Here is a 16,650-nt window from a genome sequence, read left to right as displayed (position 1 = left end):
TAAATACCCATCTCTCGGTTGGAAATGAACAGCTTGGTCTAGACTGTGGTGCTATGACTGAACGCAGCACGCAGAACCTCGCTCAAGGCTTTACGTCCCGTTCCATCCATGGCGGCTATCACCCGGATCCGCACATGGGCTCTATCAACGTGCCCATCTATGCCTCGACCACGTTTGCGCAAGACGGCTTGGCGCAGCTGCGCGGCGGATTCGAATACGGCCGCGTGGCCAATCCAACCGTGCGCTCGCTGGAGCGCACCCTAGCGGCACTGGAAGGCGCGGAGTATGCGCGCGTGTTTTCTTCCGGCATGGCCGCCGCCGATACGCTGATCCGCATCCTGGTGCGCCCAGGGGACCACGTCATTTTGGGCAATGATGCCTACGGTGGTTCCTACCGCCTGCTCAATGATTTCACCGAGTGGGGCGTGGAGATGTCCATCGTGAACACCAGCGATACCGCAGCGGTTGCGGCCGCGGTTCAAGAAAATACCAAGCTCATCTGGCTAGAAACGCCCACTAATCCGGCGCTAAATATCACCGATATTGCCGCGGTGGCCAAGATTAAGGGCAACGCGCAGGTGTTGGTGGACAATACTTTTGCCACGCCCTACCTGCAGAACCCGCTGGAACTCGGCGCCGACCACGTGCTGCACTCGACCACCAAGTACCTAGGCGGGCATTCCGATGTGCTCGGTGGCGCGGTAGTTACTAATGACGCCCACGTGGACGAGCGCCTGCTCTACTTCCAGGGCAATGTGGGCGCGGTGAGCTCGCCTTTCGACGCCTACTTAACCGCCCGCGGTATTAAGACGCTGTCCGTGCGCATGGACCGCCACTGCGCGAATGCGCAGCGAGTAGCGGAATTCTTGCAGGCGCGACCCGAGGTCAAGCAGGTGCTCTACCCGGGGCTCAAGGAGCACCCAGGGCATGAACTGGCGGCACAGCAGATGCGTGGCTTCGGTGGCATGATGTCCGTGCGCTTCCACAGCGCGGAGCATGCCAAGCAGATCTGCCTCAATACGCGGCTTATCTGCCTGGCAGAATCGCTGGGCGGGGTGGAATCGCTCATCGAGCATCCAAAGAATATGACGCACGTATCCGCGGAAGGGTCCGAGCTGGTGCCGCCGGAGGATTTGGTGCGCATCTCCATCGGTATCGAGGACATCGATGACCTGCTCGCGGACTTGGAGCAGGCCCTCGACGCGCTATAGGCCGCGGCACTGGGTTCATAGCGCAGGTGCGGTGGCTAGGAGCGCACCACGGCAAGGAGGGAACCGGCGGCTTTGTCGGTTTCCTGCAGCATGAGCGGGTCCGTGCCCGGCATGGGGGAAATGGTGGTGTCCGGCCACTGGGAATAGGTGGGGATGCCCACGATGTGCAGGCGCGCATCCAACTCACCGTCCGGGTGAACGGTGCGGCGGGTGGCCCCATCCGTTTCCGGCGAACCAGTGGGCTGGCCGTGATCGGGGAAGGGGCGCACGCGGGCGGAATCCACCAAGCAGCGCGTCATGGCATCGCCGGCGGTGCGGATATCGGGGCGGTGCATAAAGGCGTCGACAAGCGTGGGCGCCGAAGCCGAGCGCGGGCCGGAGGTTAAGGTGAAGTGATCGGCCTCGATGGACACGGTGGGGTGATCGCCTAAGAAGTGGGCCAGGCCGGCGTCGACGAGCGCGAGCAACTGGCGCACGCGGAAGAGCGGCGGGCCGGAGCCGATCATCTGGCCAAAGGACATGACCTGGCCGTAGCGGCCGGTGCGGGACTCGCGGGTGTAGCGGCCCTCTGCGCCGAGGATGGAGGCCGGCTTGCGCGATTGCGAGAGCGACCACAGCGCGGCCTTGATGGGGGAGTCATAGCCGGCGGCGGCCTCCCGAATATCGGCTTCCATGGACTGGGCAATGTGCTCGGTGAGCTCAGCGATGTCCCCGGTAAACCCGGCAATCTGGTACATGAGATCGTTCATGTCCCATGGCTCGGTGACCATGGGCGCAATGGCCGCGCCCAGCTCATCGGGGGCGGTGGCATCGATGGCCTCGAGAATCTCTGCGCGCGGGCGCAGGAGGGAATCCGGGCGCACGCGCTCCAAGGTGGTGATATAAGCCTCGTAGCTATCGCGCGCGATGGCGGGCCAAACCTGGGCGTCAAAGTCGATGTCCTGGGTGCCACTGAGCTCCGCAATGACCTTCTTCAGGCGGCGGCGCGGCATGGTAGGCGGCAGCTCGCCGTACTCGGACTTGGGGTGGTAGGGGTAGCCGCGGCCGGAGGAAATGATGAAGTTGGGCTCCTGCCCGCAAGGCTCATAGCGCAGGCCGGAGCGCGCGGAATTATCCTCCACGAATGTGCCCCCGCGCTCGATGGTGGTCAGCGCCATAATGTCATAAAAGCCCATGCCCAGCCCGCGCACCAGCACGTCCTCGCCGGCGGGGATAGCGGCGTAGTCCTGCTCTACCGGGTTATTGGGGGCGATCCAGTTCAAACCGGAAGCGGCCAACTGCTTTTCTTGCTCGTTATATTCCGGAATCATCCAGCCATAGGCCAGTACCGTGGCATCGGCGCGCACCTCGGAGCCATCAGATAGGTGGAGGACGTCTTGGTGACCGTCCTCTTTAATGGTCTCCAACCGGCTGAAGTGATTCACGGTGGAAATACTCTTGGGCAGACGTGCAATGACCACGTCATAGACCCAGCGCAGGTACTCGCCATACAGTGCACGCGAAGGGTTGGATTCGGGGCGGGTAGCCGCGAGTTCCTCGCGGTAGTCCTGGGCAATATTTGCGGCCGGTGGGTGCTGCTCAAAAAGCTCGCGCTTGGCGGAGGAAATATTCTCGCCATCGCCGCGCAGCAGCTGGATCCACTCGTACTGAATGGGGCCCTCGAGCACAGGGGCATCCACGGTGGAGCCAGGCTCAGTAAAGAGGGTGACCGCGCCAGCGCGAGTATTCATGCACAGCGTCTTAGTTTGGTCTGTTTCCCAGATACGGCCGGCGCCATGTTGGGCGTCATCGATGAGGTGGACAGTAATGGGGTCGCTGGAATCGTCCATGCGGGCGGAGAGGCGTTCCAAGATGGAAATGCCGCGCGGGCCCATGCCGACGATCGCGATTGCTGGAGTAGACATACCTTCTATCGTGCCACATTCAGGCCCTTTCAGTATCATCGGACCTGGCAGTTGGCCTAAAGTAGACTGGATGGTCTACCGTATTCTTTTTGAGTCGCCGTTTTAGCAGGTGGACAAGTAGACCGCTCGGTCTTGTATTTGGGAGTATGGGTGTGGTCTAATGGGGCGAGTACTACTTAAGACTTAAAGGAACTCGAGCTTTTATGAAGCAATTTTCTCGGCTCCTGCGGCCCGTGGCCGCGGTCCTGGCCAGTGGCGCGCTAGCTCTCTCGCTTACCTCGTGCGCCTCTACTTCCCACGCCGCGGAAGATGGCATGGTCACCTATGTCGAGCCCAATATGTTCAATAACCTCTATCCGCCCTCCGGCGGCTATTACCCCAATGGTGGTGTGCTCAATAACATTACGGACCGCCTGCTCTGGCAGGACCCGGATACCCTCGAGCTGCACCCGTGGATTGCGGAGGAGATGCCCAAGGCAAATAAGGACAACACCGAATTCACCTTTAAGATTCGCAAGGGCGTGACCTACTCTGATGGCTCCCGCCTGGATGCCGCGAACGTGAAGAAGAACTATGACCTCTACGCCTTAGGCGATGAGGACCGCATGCTCACTCCATCGGAGCAGCTGCCCAACTATGAAAAATCCGAGGTCATCGATGACTACACGGTGAAGTTCTACTTCAGTGAGCCTTCCCCAGGCTTCCCGCAGTCCACCTCCGTGATGAACCAGGGCCTGCTTTCTAATGCCACCCTGGATTTGGATGACACCGGCTTCGCGCCGGGCAACGCCACCGCAATTTCCGGTTCTGGCCCCTTCGTCATCGAAGAAGAAGAGCTGGGCACCAAGCTGGTGCTCAAGAAGCGCGAGGACTATGACTGGGCGCCCCCGGCCCGCAAGGACCACCAGGGTCCGGCCGATATTGAGGGCATCAATATCGTGCTCGCGGCCGAAGACTCCGTGCGCGTGGGCTCGCTTGTAGCCGGCCAGTCCGATGTCGCGCGCCAGATCGAAGCCCCCGATGAGAAGCACCTGAAGGATCAAAACCTGCAGATTTTCGCCGCCCCCACTCGTGGCGTGAACAATAGCTTCCACTTCCACTTCCGCCATCCACTCTTGGAAAACAAGCGCGTGCGCCAGGCCATCATCCACGCCATTGACCGCGATAATATCCTGGACACCCTCTTTTCTGATTCCTACCCCAAGGGCACGTCGATCCTGGCCAAGACGGCTATTGGCTATAAGGATCAGTCCGCGAACTATGCCTTCGATCCAGAAGAATCTAAGCGCCTGCTCGATGAGGCCGGTTGGCGCCCAGGTGAGGATGGCATTCGCGAAAAGGACGGCAAGCGCCTGTCCGTGACCTTCAATGAGGCCGTCCCACAGCCGCGCTCTAAAGAGATGTTCACCAAGGCCCAGGAGATGCTCAAGAACGTCGGCATCGAGGCCAACCTCAACCCAGGTGACCGCTCTGCGCAGCAAAAGGCCATGAAGGACCAAGACACCGTGCAGGTACGCCACACCATGACCGGCCGCGCCAATGTGGACACCTTGGCCACGTGGCTAGATGGCACCGGGCGCAATTCTTTCCTCAACTATGACGAGGAGACCGATAGCTTTGGCGATGAGAAACTGCAGAAACTGGTGGAGGACTACTTCAACCTCAGCAGTGAGAAGGAGCGCCTCGCCATGACCGGCCGCATGCAGGACTACCTGTCCGAACAGGCCTATATCCTGCCCATGTTTGAAGAGCCGCAGGTCTATGGCTTCCAGCCCTATATCGAGGGCTTTAGCACCGAGGCCATCGGCCGCCCATCGTTCTATGCGGTAGACATCAACCCCACAGAAGGGGAGGACTAAACCATGAGCCTGAAAACTATTGCCCTGCGCATCGGCCAAGCCGTGCTTGTTATCTGGGCAACCTTCACCCTTTCTTTCATCCTCCTGGCAGCACTGCCTGGTGACGCCGTCGCGACCCGCTATGACAACCCCAACTTGGGGCTCAACGCCGAACAGCTGGCCGCCATCCGCGAGGTTTATGGCGCCGATGAGCCGATCTTAAGCCGCTACTTCAGCGCGCTCGGCGGATTCCTCACCGGTGATTTCGGCTTTTCCGTCGCCACCGGTACCGCCGTATCGGAGATGCTGGCAGATGCCCTTCCCTCCACGCTGGCGCTGGCAGTCTTCGCCTTCCTCGTAGGCGTGGTCCTGGCCTTCCTGGTGGCTATTGTCTCCACCTTCGGCCCATTTTCCTGGTTGCGCAGTTTCTTCCGCAGCCTGCCTTCCGTGATGGTTTCCCTGCCCACCTTCTGGATCGGCATCATCTTGATCCAGATTTTCTCCTTTGGCTTGGGCTGGGTGCCGGTCATCGGCGCGAGCGACGCCCAAAACCTCATCCTGCCGGTAATCACCCTGGCCATCTTCGTGGCCGCACCGCTGGCGCAGGTGCTGCTGCGCTCCATCGATGAGGTAATGGATATGTCCTTCGTGCAGGTAGTGCGCGCCAAGGGTGCTAGCGGTGCCTGGTTGTTGTGGCGCAACGTCCTGCGCAACGCGCTGCTGCCGGCGCTGACCATGGCCGGCCTTACCTTTGGTGAGCTCGTCGGCGGCTCCGTGGTGACGGAGGCGGTCTTCGCCCGCCACGGCATCGGTGCGCTGACCGTAGATGCGGTGGCTAACCGCGATACCTCGGTGCTGCTGGCCATCGTGGTACTCGCCGCCGCTGTCTTTGTCCTTATCAATCTCATTGTGGACCTGCTCTACCCAGTGCTTGACGTGCGCCTGCGCGAGCGCGAGCACGCGACTTCATCTAGCTCCGCCACCGCTGCCACCACCGCCGATACCACCGCAACGAACGAGAAGAAGGTCCAAGCATGAAGCTTAAATCCACACAGCTGAAGCTCACCCCGGGCACCATCATCTCGCTGATTGTGCTGGGCCTGGCGGTGCTCTGCGCGCTGTTCCCCCAACTATTTACTTCCCAGGACCCTAACCAGGGCGGGGATACCACGGCGCTATTGCAACCCAGTTTCCAGCACTGGTTCGGCACCGATGCCGTCGGCCGTGATCTCTACACCCGCGTGGTCTATGGCGCGCGCCAATCCCTACTCGGCGCGCTGCTGGCAGTCCTTTTCGGCCTCATCGTCGGCACCATCTTGGGCATTATCGCCGGCGTGCGCCGCGGCTGGGTCGATGCCGTCATCATGTGCATCGTAGACGTGCTGCTGTCCATCCCCGGACTCTTGCTCTCCCTGTCCGTCATCATCGTGCTCGGACACGGCATTTTCAATGCCGCCATCGCCGTAGGCATCACCTCCGTGGCCACCTTTGCGCGCCTGGCACGCTCCCAGGTGCTTAGCGTTGCCGGCTCCGATTTCGTCGAGGCCGCCTATGGCTCCGGCGGTTCTTCCTTCCAGGTACTCGTGCGCCATATTCTTCCCAATTCACTCACCGCGGTCTTCGCTGTAGCAGCCTTGCAATTTGGCCTGGCCATTTTGCAGCTAGCCACCCTAGGCTTCTTGGGCTATGGCGCACCGCCCCCAACCCCGGAATGGGGTCTTCTCATCTCTGAATCGCGCGATTACATCGCCACGGCCGGCTGGTTGACCATCGCCCCGGGCATTGTGATCGTCGCCGTGGTCCTCGCGGCCAACCACCTCAGCCAGAAACTGCGAAAGGCGGCCTAATGTCCCTGCTTAGCATTAGTGATCTATCCATTACCTACCGCACCGCGCACGGTGAGGTAGAAGCGGTAAGCGGCATTGAGCTCGAGGTAAACCCTGGCGAGATGACCGCCATCGTTGGCGAGTCCGGTTCCGGCAAGTCCACCTCCGCCATGGCCGCTATTGGCCTGCTGCCAGACAATGCTTCGATTGTCTCCGGCACCATTACTTTCGACGGCCGCGACGTTACCCAGTATTCCCAAAAGCAGTGGCGGGAGCTGCGCGGTCGCCGTATTGGACTTATTCCGCAGGATCCCAATAACTCGCTTAACCCGCTCAAGACCATCGGTGCCTCGGTGGAAGAGGGCATGGCCATCCACGGGCAGGGCGATAAGGCCTCCCGGAAGAAGCGTGCACTGGAGCTTTTGGAGCGCGTGGGCATTGATGATCCGCAGCGCCGCTATGACCAGTACCCGCATGAGCTATCCGGCGGCATGAAGCAACGCGTGCTTATCGCCGCGGCCGTGGCATTGGAGCCGGAGCTCATCATCGCCGATGAGCCTACCTCCGCGCTCGATGTCACCGTGCAGAAAATCATCCTGGACCTCCTGGATGAGATGCGCGAAGAGCTCACCATGGGCATCCTTTTCATTACCCATGATCTGGCCGTGGCGGGCGACCGCGCCAATAACATCGTGGTGATGGAAAAGGGCACCGTCCGCGAGTCCGGCGTTGCTGCCCGCGTCCTCACCGACCCCCAGCACGCCTACTCCAAGCGCCTGCTTGCCGACGCCCCCTCGCTCACCGCCCCCACTTCCTCCCAGGCCGCATCTCCTGTGCGGGCCGCCGCGCCTGCGCACCGCGAAACCTTGCTCGAGGTGGAAGGGCTGAGCCAACGCTTCGGGGATTTCACCGCGGTGGAGGACATCAACTTTTCCGTGGCCCGCGGCACCACCCATGCATTGGTGGGGGAGTCCGGCTCCGGTAAGACCACCACCGGCCGCGCCATTTCCTTGTTGAGCACGCCTACCTCCGGCAGCATTCGCCTAGGCGGGGAAGACATTAGCTCCGCCCGTGGCAAGCGCCGTCGCGAGCTGCGCCGTTCGATCCAGATGGTTTACCAAAATCCCTTTGGCTCGCTGGATCCGCGCTTGAGCATCGGCGATACCATCGCCGAACCGGTGCGCAATTTCACCGGCGCTTCCAAGCGTGATGCCCGCGCGAAGGCACGAGAGTTCCTCGACCTCGTGGCCTTGGATTCTTCCATGGCGTCCCGCCGTCCCCGTGAACTCTCCGGTGGCCAGCGCCAGCGCGTGGCCATCGCCCGCGCCATGATCATCGAGCCCGATCTCGTGGTGCTCGATGAGGCCGTGTCCGCGCTCGACGTCACCGTGCAGGCGCAGATCCTGCGCTTGCTCGACGAGCTGCAGCGCGAGCTGGAGCTTACCTATATCTTCATCTCCCACGATCTGGCGGTAGTTAACCAAATCTCCGATACCGTTTCCGTGCTCTCCCACGGCACGCAGGTGGAATCCGGACCTACCGCGCAGGTCTTTGCGCATCCAGAAACCGAGTACACGCGCCAGCTAATTGACGCCATCCCAGGCTCCCGCTATCGTGCCGGAGACCTAAACTTGGGGCTATAACCGCGTCCCAGAAAGGTTGGACTGAAAATATGACCGACATTATTAATGAGCTCTCCCACGCCAGCGCCGAGGTGCAACAGCTGCGCCGTGCGCGCCACGATGCACAGGACAATGCGCAGCTGAGCTTTAGCGCTTTGCTCGAGCCGGCAGAGCCAGGCGAGTTCTCCTATACGGAGCGCTATGCCGTAGCGGCTTTTACCGCTGCAATCTACCAGGCGAGCGAGGCTGCGGATTTCTACTTTGACTTGCTGGGCGATGAGGCCGATGAGGATCTTGTTGCCGCCGTGCGTGCCGCGAGCCAGCGCGGTGTGTCCACCGGCCCGTATCACCAGGGTGATTTCCTTATCTTCGGCGATACCGCCGCGGAAGCCGCGCTGGGCACGCGCCTAGCTGCGGCCTTTGATTGGGCGCACCTTCTGGCTTTCCACCCCAAGGATGCCTCCCCACAGGCGATCGGACACCTCGATGCCGCAGGATGGTCCGCCACGGACATCGTCAGCCTGTCCCAGCTGGTGGCATTTTTGGCCTTCCAGCTGCGCGTGGTCCACGGCCTGCGCGTACTTTCTGGCGAGGATCCCGCATCCCACCCCGCAGCCGAGCGCGCCGCCGGCGTGGCCGATCCGGGCTGGGAGGCTACCGCTACTACGTTGCAGCCCGATACTGTGCTGCCGGACCACTTTGTCAACCACTCCCTGGGCTGGAAGCCCTGGGTGGAGGCGCTGGCGAAGGAGGATTTCACCGCGGTGCATACCGATGCCCTCATTAAGCCAGAGCGCATCGATTCCGAGTACTTCCGCTTGCTCGCCCGCGACCCTGCGGCCTTGAAGGCGCGCACGCTGACTGACCTGGACATTTTCTATAACACCGAGGGCGGCCTCTCCCGTGCGGACCGCGAGCTCGCCGCTACTGTGGCCTCGCGCTACAACGGCTGCGAGTACTGTGCCTCCGTACACCAGGCGCGGTGCGTCCAGGAGGGTGGCGACCGTGAAATCGTGAACCGCCTCTTGGACGAGGGCATCGATGCCGACCTTGGCTCAAAGGAATGGGATCTTATCCGTCGTGCCGCCGTGGCGCTGACAGAAACCCCCTTCGCCTTCGATGCGGCACTTTGCGCGGACCTGCGTGCGGCCGGATTCGATGATCAATCCATCCTGGACCTCATCTACGCTTCCTCCTTCTTCAACTGGGCTAATCGTTTGATGCTCACCTTGGGGCAACCGGACGTTCCTAAACGCTTCCGCTAACTGCCTACCGGCGGCGACCGCTCCGGTGCGGCGCTTAAGGCGAAGGATCCCTATGATGGGGCGGCATGACTGATACCAAGAATGCCACCGCACCAGCACACTCGGAGAGCGAAACCCCACAGAAGGTCGCCGTCATCACCGGCGCTACCGGCGGCATGGGCCGCGAAATCATCGCTGACCTGGCCGGTGATTACCACGTGTATGCACTGGGCCGGAGCGCGGCGGAACTGCCCGAATCGGACTCCATTACGCCGGTAGCCATCGACCTCGTCGACGGCCTCGATGAAGGCATGAAGCTGCCGGAGCTAGACCGCGTGGACGTGCTCGTCCACGCTGCTGCACGAGCTACCAAGTACTCCGTGGAAGAAGCCACGCCGGAAAATTGGCGCGCACACATGGACCTCAACGTGCATGCCCCTGCAGAGCTGACACGCGCCTTGCTGCCGCAGCTGCGCAAAGCGGAAGGCACCGTGGTCTTTATCAACTCTGGCGCTGGACGCCACAGCTACGGCGATAACGTCATCTACGCGGCAACCAAGCACGCGTTGTATGCACTCGCCGATGGACTGCGCATCTCTGAGCCGGGAATCCGCGTATCCACCGTGGCTCCGGGGCCTACCGATACCCCGATGCTTAAGGGGCTGCAGGATTATGATCCCTCCCAGGTCATTGCCCCGGCCGAGGTGGCTCGTGCCATTCGTACCGTGGTAGAGGCAGGCCCCACCACCCAGCTGACGGAAATCCAGGTCAGGCCGCGAATCGAGTTACATCTGCGCAAGTAGGAACGGAAGTAGCGGTAATGGACATCACACGTTAATGGGGTTGGCTTCCAGGGGTGTTCATTACACTCGGGGGCTGTGACTTCCCAAAGCCGAAAGCGGCCCGCCTATCTCCGTATCTCGGATGCCCTACGCGACAAGATCGAACGCAATGAATTAGAACCCGGTCAGAAATTTCCTACCGAACGCGAATTGGTCCGGGAATTTCATGTTGCGCGCATGACCGTGCGCCATGCTTTAGACATCCTGGAAGTAGAAGGCCTCATTGACCGACGCCGCGGGCGCAGTGGTGGCACCTACGTGCGCACGGTTCCCCCTACACTGAGCCTGACCAACAAGGACAATATCGTCACCCAGCTGCGCGAGCGCGGGCACGACACCGCCGTGCGCGTGGTCTCCGTTAACAAGGCCCACGTGCCCAAGCATGTGGCAGCGGTCCTGGATGTTAGCGATTCCACCTTTGCGTGGGATATCAAGAGCGTCTATACCGTCGATGGCAAGCCCGTCATCCTCTCGCGCTACACCATCCCGGTAGATTTGGCTCCCGATCTCAATCAGCACGATCTGCGCGAGCCGATTATGGAAATCCTGGCTGGCTACAACCTCAAGCCCGTCTTTAAGCGCGAGAGCATGCGCGCCGCTACCGCCCGCACCGAAGAGCAGAAACTTTTGCACGTGAGCCGATCGCATCCGCTGCTTCGGTTCGTGCGGCTGTTAAAGACTAAATCGGGCGCGGTCTTTGCCTATATTGAAGAGTCGCTGCGCTCTGATATCGCCAACGTCGAGGTGGTCCTGGGTGAGGATCCCGCGCCGCAACCCCTACCGGGCAAGGGCAACGGCGCGGGAAAGCCGGCTTAGCTAGCGTCTACCTGGCGGTTGCGCAGCGCGCGGGCCACGCGGTCACGCTGCTCGGTGACCGTACGGCGCAGACCACCCGGCAGATCCTTCTTCAAGAAAGCATCGGCGCGGTCTAGGCCCTTGTGCGTGATATCCCAGGAAGGGAAGAGGCCCGTCACGGTAGTCAGTGCTACCTCGGAGGACTGGGAAGACCATACCTTTTCCGCGATATCGAAGAATTCCGCGGTGGGTAGGAACTCATCGCTATGCGGGTAGAGCAGGCCTTCCAGCTTGGAGGTGAGCTCGCGGTTGGTGAGATTTCCCGCCACGATTTCTTCCCATACCGCGCGCTTGTTCTCCGCAGTTGCCACGGCTGCGCGGGCACGCAGGGAAGAGTAGTAGCCGGTGGCGGAGTTATCGCGCTCGAGTTGCGCATCCGCGGCAGCGGGGACGTCTTCTACCGCGCCATCGGCGGCAAGTGCCGCCAGCGCGGACCAGCGCAGCCCTGCATCCGCGGAGGACTCGAGCACGCCGCGCAGATAGTCGCGCGCACTATCGTGCAGGCGAATCTTCGCCAGTGCCTGGGTGCAGATGATGGAGCGCTGGGCATCGGGGCTGTGGGCGCCGTCGAGGAGGGCGTCGGCAAGCAGGGTGCTCTGAGCCGCCCACTGTGGATCGGCATAGTTCTTCAGCGCGCTAGAGGCCTGCAGGACAATGCGTTCGAGGACGGCGAGCTCCGTCTCCGCCTGCATGCCGCGGGCAACCAGCTGGATGAAATCGCGGGCGCGCATAATACCGGCGCGGGTCATCTCCCAAGCAGTAGACCAGCACAGGGTGCGGGCCATGGGATCGGCGAACTTATCAATATTGTCCAGCAGGAATTGCAGGGAACCCGCGTCCAGCTCGATGAGGCAATAGGTCAGGTCATCGTCATTGGGTAGCAGGAAGTCAATGTCTGCCAACTGGCGGCCGATGAGCTCTGGAATCTCGGTGGAAGCGCCATCGATATCCATCTCGATGCGATCGGTGCGCACCACCTTGCCGTCCTGCAGGTTATACAGGCCTACCGCCACGCGGTGGGTGCGCAGGGTATCGCCGCCCTGGGTGAGGTAAGCATGGGTAATCGTGCCGGACTCATCCGCATTGAGCGCCACGCTGAGCGTATTGATGCCGGAGGTCTTGAGCCACTGTTGCGCCCAGAAGGAAAGGTCGCGGCCGGAGGCCTCTTCCAGGTGGCGCAACAGATCATCAAAGGTGGCATTTCCCCATGCATGGGCGGCGAAGTGGCGGCGCACACCGGCCAGGAAGTTGTCGCGGCCGACATAAGCCTGCAGCTGCTTGAGCACCGAAGCGCCCTTGGCGTAAGTGATGCCATCGAAGTTTTGCTCCACCGTTTCGATATCGCTGGCATCGGTGGAAATCGGGTGGGTGGTCGGCAGCTGATCCTGCTGATATGCCCAGGATTTTTCCACATTGGCAAAGGTGACCCACGCGGTATCGTATTCGGTTTCCTCCGCCTGGGAGATGGCGGCGGACCAGGTGGCGAAGGACTCATTGAGCCACAGATCGTCCCACCACTGCATGGTGACCAAGTCACCGAACCACATATGGGCCAACTCGTGCAGGACGGTATCGGCGCGGCGCTCATATTTATAGTGCGTGGCCTGGGAAGTAAAGACGTACTCATCGCGGATGGTGACGCAGCCGGCATTTTCCATCGCGCCGGCGTTGAACTCCGGCACGAAAATTTGGTCATACTTGCCAAAGGGGTAGGGGAAGCCGAAGTTGCGGTGGTAGAAATCAAAGCCCTGCTTGGTCTCAGTAAATAGGCGCTCGGCATCCAGTGCGTGGGCGAGCGAAGCGCGGCAGTAGATGCCGAGTGGCACCTCGAGCTTTTGGGCCGGCTTGCCCTCTGGGTGTGCGGTCAGCTCCCCGCGCCAGGTATCGGTGACCTCGTGGTACGGGCCGGCGCACAGGGCTACCAGGTAGGTGGACAACGGGTAGTCAATGGTCGTGCTGGCCACATCGCCCTCCCAGCTCACCGGGCCATTGCTAATGATGGTCCACTCTTCGGGCGCCTTGAAATGCAGCGCATAGGTGGCCTTCATATCCGGCTGGTCAAAGCAGGCGAAGACGCGCTTGGCATCGGCGGTTTCAAACTGGGTATAAAGGTAGACCTTGTCATCGGCGGGGTCCACAAAGCGGTGCAGGCCCTCACCGGTGCGGGAGTACGGGATTTTGGCGGTGACTTCTAGCGTGTAATCGGCTACCTGGAGGCCAGACAGGGGAATGCCATAGGTGGGGTTATAGGACTCAGTGGGCAGGGGATTGCCGTTGAGGCGTACCTCCTGGATTTCCTCGGCGCGCAGATCAATAAAGGTGGAGCCGATCTCCTGCGAGGTGAAGCTCACCTTCGTGGTGGACAGGAAGTGGGTATCCGAATACTTGAGGTCTAAAGTGACATCGTAGTGGTCCACCTCGATCATTCGGGAGCGCTGAACCGCTTCCTCGCGAGTCAGGTTTATAGAGGTCATGGCCTATATTCTCCTTCTAAGCCGAAAATAGTTCTGCATCCACAGTAGTCGTGCACCTAGGCTGGTGGGGCAAACTTTTTCAATCAAAGGAGTATTCATGGCTGACGCAGTAAAGTTCTGGTTCGACGTATCCTGCCCCTTCGCGTGGGCCACCTCGCGCTGGATTAAAGAGGTAGAAAAGGTGCGCGACATTGAGGTCGAGTTCGAGCCAATGTCCCTGTCCGTCCTCAATGATGGCCGCGATCTTGACTCCACCTACATGGACATGATGAAGGCTAACTGGGGCCCAGCCCGCGTCTTTGCCAAGGTCAAGGCCGAGCGCCCTGAGAAGGTAGACGAGCTCTACACTGCGATGGGCACCCTGGTTCACGCCAAGGGCAATGGCGGGCGCACCGGCTTTGGCGCTTATGATGACATCATCGCTCAGGCCCTAGCGGAGGTGGACCTCCCAGCCGAGTTCGCCGAGGTAGCCAATACCGAGGACTATGACGAGAAGCTGCGGGAGTACCACCACAACGGCATTTCCGCTGTGGGCGATGAGGTAGGCACCCCGGTTATCAAGCTGGGCGAGACCGCCTTCTTCGGCCCAGTCATTACCCGCATTCCTAACGGTGAAGAGGCAGGCGAGCTTTTCGACGCCTCCCTGCGCCTTGCCCAGTACCCCTACTTCTTCGAGCTCAAGCGCTCCCGCACCGAGATGCCCCAGGTGGAGGAGAACTAAGCCAAACGAGGATCATTACTCACCTCACGCTCCAGTAGAAGGCGCTGGTGAGTCAAACCCTTCTGACGTAGGGGCATGGGGCTAAATTGCGCACTCTTGCTGCTGGATTTGCGGGACCGAAATGGTTTTGCAAGGAGAACTCAGCAGCGGTAAGCGGAGAAGCTAAAGGATGCCGGAAGGCAGGGCGTGTTTTCCTTGATTGCCTCTACTGAGTCTTTAATTCTCCGCATAAATCGGGGAATGCATTATCCCGGATAGGATTCGCAGCCCACACCGTCCCCGTCCTCATCTCGTGCTGGCGAGTAATCAGGGTCGCCAGGATAGACTTTGTGCCCAATTTCGGCGCAGGTTCGACCAGATCCACCACCGGCTGGTGCTGGGTCGTTTTGTTGCTCGGCCGGCGGTGCTACGAATTGCTGTGCAACCTGTGGCGCCATTTCATCTGAGCATTGTTGAGTCCAACCGGAGGTGCCGTCCGAGAAGAACGTTGTGCCGCGTTCATGAATTGAGGGGTCTCCACAAGAGGAAACGGTCTTCTCTGCAGGAGCTTGCTCAGCTTGTTCTTCCTCATCTGAGTCGCCTAATGCAGCGTTCGGGTTATCGTGTACGTGGAGATCGTCATCGTCGTGCTCATCCTCTTCGCCAGGTTCTTCGACCTCTGATGGAGGCGTAACCTCGCTAGATGAGGAGGTAGTGGCGCTACTTGTCGAGCTAGTCGTAGAGGACGTGGTGGTGCTCGACGGACTGCTGCTGGTCGTGCTCGAAGTGGTCTCGGAGCTTTCACCTGAATCGCTACATGCTGATATCAAAAGCGTGGTTGTGACGAGAATAGGTAGTAGTTTTTTCATGCTCTAGTCCTTTGGGGGGAGAGTTTCAGACTCTTACTAAGAGGCTACTCGGTTCTTAGCCATTTCCTGTCCTGTTCTGGATATGAATCGTCTGATTTCTAGATTTGAAGCGACGGTAAGTGGTGCCGGAGCTGATCTTTGCCGGCAGCCTAAAGGCAAAGAAAGAGTTTCCACCCAAAAATCTGTTTCTTGGAGCTACTGGGCGCTCTTTTCGCGCCGGCGCAGCTGAATCGCAGCGCCGACGCACAGTGCGATGGTTAGCGGGGTCAAGATGAATGCCGGCAGACCTGCGATATTGATAGAGGGAAGTTCCATGCCAGCCCGAAAGTCGTCCCACGCGACCAGTGCCCAGGATGCCCACGAGGCACCGGCAAGAAGCGCGATAATGCCGGCCGCAATTGCGCCCCCGTTGGCCCGCGGATTCCCGCGCACCTTCTGCGCAATCCACCAGACTCCCAGGCCCAGGTGAGCCAAAGTGGCGAGAATGCTCGCGATAAGCGGGAGGAGGAAGCCCCCGCTGCCGGAAACCTGAACACCAAGCATAATGATGCAGGCGAGAAGGCTCCCGCCGTAGAGCGCGAGGACTGGTTTGGTTATAGGCATGGCTTTCCTCCTTTATAGCGATAGTGGTTGCCCGCGAGCTTATCAGGACAATGTAATACGAAACAGGGTGGGCGCTAAGCCTCCTCAAGGCGCGCCGGGCCGGTAGGATGTGGGCCATGCGCGTATATCTAGGAGCAGACCACGCAGGTTTCGAAACCAAGAACCTGATCGCTGAACACCTCACCAAGCAGGGCCACGAAGTCATTGACTGTGGCGCCCATACCTACGATGCCGAGGATGATTACCCGGCATTTTGCATCGAAGCGGCACAACGCACCGTCAACGATCCGGGTTCCCTGGGCATCGTGCTAGGCGGTTCTGGCAATGGTGAGCAGATTGCCGCCAATAAGGTCAAGGGTGCTCGCTGCGCACTGGCGTGGTCCGCAGAGACCGCGCGCCTTGCCCGCGAGCACAACAATGCCCAGCTCATCGGCATCGGTGGCCGCATGCACACCGAGGAGCAGGCGCTGGAAATCGTCGACGCCTTCCTAGACCAAGAATGGTCCCGCGCGGAGCGCCACCAGCGCCGCATCGACATCTTGGCGGAATACGAGCGCACCGGCATTGCCCCGGAGCTGCCGGAGGCCTAAGCCACGCAGAATAAACGCCGCGGACCAAAACTGGTTCCGCGGCGTTTCTTCGTGTGGTTCGGCCGGTTCGGC

General features: G+C 60.7%; 15 protein-coding genes. 11 read left to right on the top strand and 4 right to left on the bottom strand.

Going from position 1 to position 16,650, the window contains the following annotated elements; translation table 11 throughout:
• The first annotated feature begins 53 nt into the window (after positions 1-53).
• The gene (locus CORTU0001_RS02925; protein ID WP_005327269.1) at positions 54-1,211 is read left to right on the top strand and encodes a cystathionine gamma-synthase; all 1,158 of its coding nucleotides are present in this window, start codon (positions 54-56) and stop codon (positions 1,209-1,211) included.
• Positions 1,212-1,246: 35 nt separating this feature from the next.
• Here the strand turns inward: CORTU0001_RS02925 and CORTU0001_RS02920 are convergent, their stop codons facing one another.
• Entirely contained in the window at positions 1,247-3,115 is a 1,869-nt protein-coding gene (locus CORTU0001_RS02920) for an FAD/NAD(P)-binding protein (protein WP_005327268.1), read from the bottom strand.
• A gap of 203 nt (positions 3,116-3,318) precedes the next feature.
• Between CORTU0001_RS02920 and CORTU0001_RS02915 the strand changes: the two genes are divergently transcribed.
• The 7 genes from CORTU0001_RS02915 to CORTU0001_RS02885 all read left to right on the top strand — a co-directional run bounded on the left by CORTU0001_RS02915 (position 3,319) and on the right by CORTU0001_RS02885 (position 11,303).
• Complete coding sequence (locus CORTU0001_RS02915; RefSeq protein WP_005327267.1) at positions 3,319-4,974, top strand: TIGR04028 family ABC transporter substrate-binding protein; 1,656 nt, start codon at positions 3,319-3,321, stop codon at positions 4,972-4,974.
• A gap of 3 nt (positions 4,975-4,977) precedes the next feature.
• A complete protein-coding gene (locus tag CORTU0001_RS02910; RefSeq protein WP_005327266.1) occupies positions 4,978-5,991 on the top strand; it encodes an ABC transporter permease in 1,014 nt (337 codons plus the stop codon).
• Positions 5,988-6,800, top strand: a complete 813-nt coding sequence (locus CORTU0001_RS02905; protein ID WP_005327265.1) for an ABC transporter permease — start codon at positions 5,988-5,990, stop codon at positions 6,798-6,800. Before CORTU0001_RS02910 ends, CORTU0001_RS02905 begins: the two co-directional genes overlap by 4 nt.
• Complete coding sequence (locus tag CORTU0001_RS02900) at positions 6,800-8,422, top strand: dipeptide ABC transporter ATP-binding protein (RefSeq protein ID WP_005327264.1); 1,623 nt, start codon at positions 6,800-6,802, stop codon at positions 8,420-8,422. The genes CORTU0001_RS02905 and CORTU0001_RS02900 overlap by 1 nt, the downstream gene beginning before the upstream one ends.
• A gap of 29 nt (positions 8,423-8,451) precedes the next feature.
• On the top strand, positions 8,452-9,666 hold the full coding sequence (locus tag CORTU0001_RS02895; RefSeq protein WP_005327262.1) for an alkylhydroperoxidase domain protein: 1,215 nt from the start codon (positions 8,452-8,454) through the stop codon (positions 9,664-9,666).
• A 65-nt stretch (positions 9,667-9,731) separates the two neighbouring features.
• Positions 9,732-10,448: an SDR family oxidoreductase gene (locus tag CORTU0001_RS02890; protein WP_005327260.1), complete on the top strand. Its 717-nt coding sequence runs from the start codon at positions 9,732-9,734 to the stop codon at positions 10,446-10,448.
• Positions 10,449-10,523: 75 nt separating this feature from the next.
• Positions 10,524-11,303, top strand: a complete 780-nt coding sequence (locus CORTU0001_RS02885; protein WP_005327256.1) for a GntR family transcriptional regulator — start codon at positions 10,524-10,526, stop codon at positions 11,301-11,303.
• Here CORTU0001_RS02885 and pepN read toward each other — a convergent pair.
• Positions 11,300-13,816, bottom strand: a complete 2,517-nt coding sequence (pepN, locus tag CORTU0001_RS02880) for an aminopeptidase N (RefSeq protein WP_005327254.1) — start codon at positions 13,814-13,816, stop codon at positions 11,300-11,302. The two genes, CORTU0001_RS02885 and pepN, sit on opposite strands and share 4 nt — an antisense overlap.
• 97 nt (positions 13,817-13,913) lie before the next feature.
• Here pepN and CORTU0001_RS02875 point away from each other — a divergent pair, with 97 nt between their 5' ends.
• Positions 13,914-14,537: a mycothiol-dependent nitroreductase Rv2466c family protein gene (locus CORTU0001_RS02875; protein WP_005327253.1), complete on the top strand. Its 624-nt coding sequence runs from the start codon at positions 13,914-13,916 to the stop codon at positions 14,535-14,537.
• Between the two features lie 245 nt (positions 14,538-14,782).
• Here the strand turns inward: CORTU0001_RS02875 and CORTU0001_RS12045 are convergent, their stop codons facing one another.
• Positions 14,783-14,974: an excalibur calcium-binding domain-containing protein gene (locus CORTU0001_RS12045; protein WP_005327252.1), complete on the bottom strand. Its 192-nt coding sequence runs from the start codon at positions 14,972-14,974 to the stop codon at positions 14,783-14,785.
• 256 nt (positions 14,975-15,230) lie between these two features.
• On the opposite strand from CORTU0001_RS12045, the gene CORTU0001_RS11695 reads away from it, so the two are divergent.
• Complete coding sequence (locus CORTU0001_RS11695; RefSeq protein WP_005327251.1) at positions 15,231-15,392, top strand: hypothetical protein; 162 nt, start codon at positions 15,231-15,233, stop codon at positions 15,390-15,392.
• Positions 15,393-15,580: 188 nt separating this feature from the next.
• On the opposite strand, the gene CORTU0001_RS02870 is transcribed toward CORTU0001_RS11695, so the two are convergent.
• Positions 15,581-15,988 carry a hypothetical protein gene (locus CORTU0001_RS02870; RefSeq protein WP_005327250.1) on the bottom strand — a complete coding sequence of 136 codons (408 nt, stop codon included), beginning with the start codon at positions 15,986-15,988 and terminating at the stop codon, positions 15,581-15,583.
• A gap of 116 nt (positions 15,989-16,104) precedes the next feature.
• On the opposite strand from CORTU0001_RS02870, the gene CORTU0001_RS02865 reads away from it, so the two are divergent.
• On the top strand, positions 16,105-16,578 hold the full coding sequence (locus tag CORTU0001_RS02865) for a ribose-5-phosphate isomerase (RefSeq protein WP_005327249.1): 474 nt from the start codon (positions 16,105-16,107) through the stop codon (positions 16,576-16,578).
• Positions 16,579-16,650: the final 72 nt, after the last annotated feature.

Origin of the sequence: Corynebacterium tuberculostearicum SK141 (assembly GCF_000175635.1) — a bacterium.
In the GTDB taxonomy this organism is placed as follows: Bacteria; Actinomycetota; Actinomycetes; order Mycobacteriales; family Mycobacteriaceae; genus Corynebacterium; species Corynebacterium tuberculostearicum_C.
This window is presented reverse-complemented; position numbering and strand designations above follow the sequence as displayed.

Coding starts and splice junctions, on each gene's coding strand:
- CORTU0001_RS02875 (WP_005327253.1), top strand. CDS start 13,914: ATGGCTGACGCAGTAAAGTTCTGGTTCGACGTATCCTGCCCCTTCGCG.
- CORTU0001_RS02900 (WP_005327264.1), top strand. CDS start 6,800: ATGTCCCTGCTTAGCATTAGTGATCTATCCATTACCTACCGCACCGCG.
- CORTU0001_RS02865 (WP_005327249.1), top strand. CDS start 16,105: ATGCGCGTATATCTAGGAGCAGACCACGCAGGTTTCGAAACCAAGAAC.
- CORTU0001_RS12045 (WP_005327252.1), bottom strand. CDS start 14,974: ATGGCGCCACAGGTTGCACAGCAATTCGTAGCACCGCCGGCCGAGCAA.
- CORTU0001_RS02920 (WP_005327268.1), bottom strand. CDS start 3,115: ATGTCTACTCCAGCAATCGCGATCGTCGGCATGGGCCCGCGCGGCATT.
- CORTU0001_RS02915 (WP_005327267.1), top strand. CDS start 3,319: ATGAAGCAATTTTCTCGGCTCCTGCGGCCCGTGGCCGCGGTCCTGGCC.
- CORTU0001_RS02925 (WP_005327269.1), top strand. CDS start 54: ATGACTGAACGCAGCACGCAGAACCTCGCTCAAGGCTTTACGTCCCGT.
- CORTU0001_RS02870 (WP_005327250.1), bottom strand. CDS start 15,988: ATGCCTATAACCAAACCAGTCCTCGCGCTCTACGGCGGGAGCCTTCTC.
- pepN (WP_005327254.1), bottom strand. CDS start 13,816: ATGACCTCTATAAACCTGACTCGCGAGGAAGCGGTTCAGCGCTCCCGA.
- CORTU0001_RS02910 (WP_005327266.1), top strand. CDS start 4,978: ATGAGCCTGAAAACTATTGCCCTGCGCATCGGCCAAGCCGTGCTTGTT.
- CORTU0001_RS02895 (WP_005327262.1), top strand. CDS start 8,452: ATGACCGACATTATTAATGAGCTCTCCCACGCCAGCGCCGAGGTGCAA.
- CORTU0001_RS02905 (WP_005327265.1), top strand. CDS start 5,988: ATGAAGCTTAAATCCACACAGCTGAAGCTCACCCCGGGCACCATCATC.
- CORTU0001_RS02890 (WP_005327260.1), top strand. CDS start 9,732: ATGACTGATACCAAGAATGCCACCGCACCAGCACACTCGGAGAGCGAA.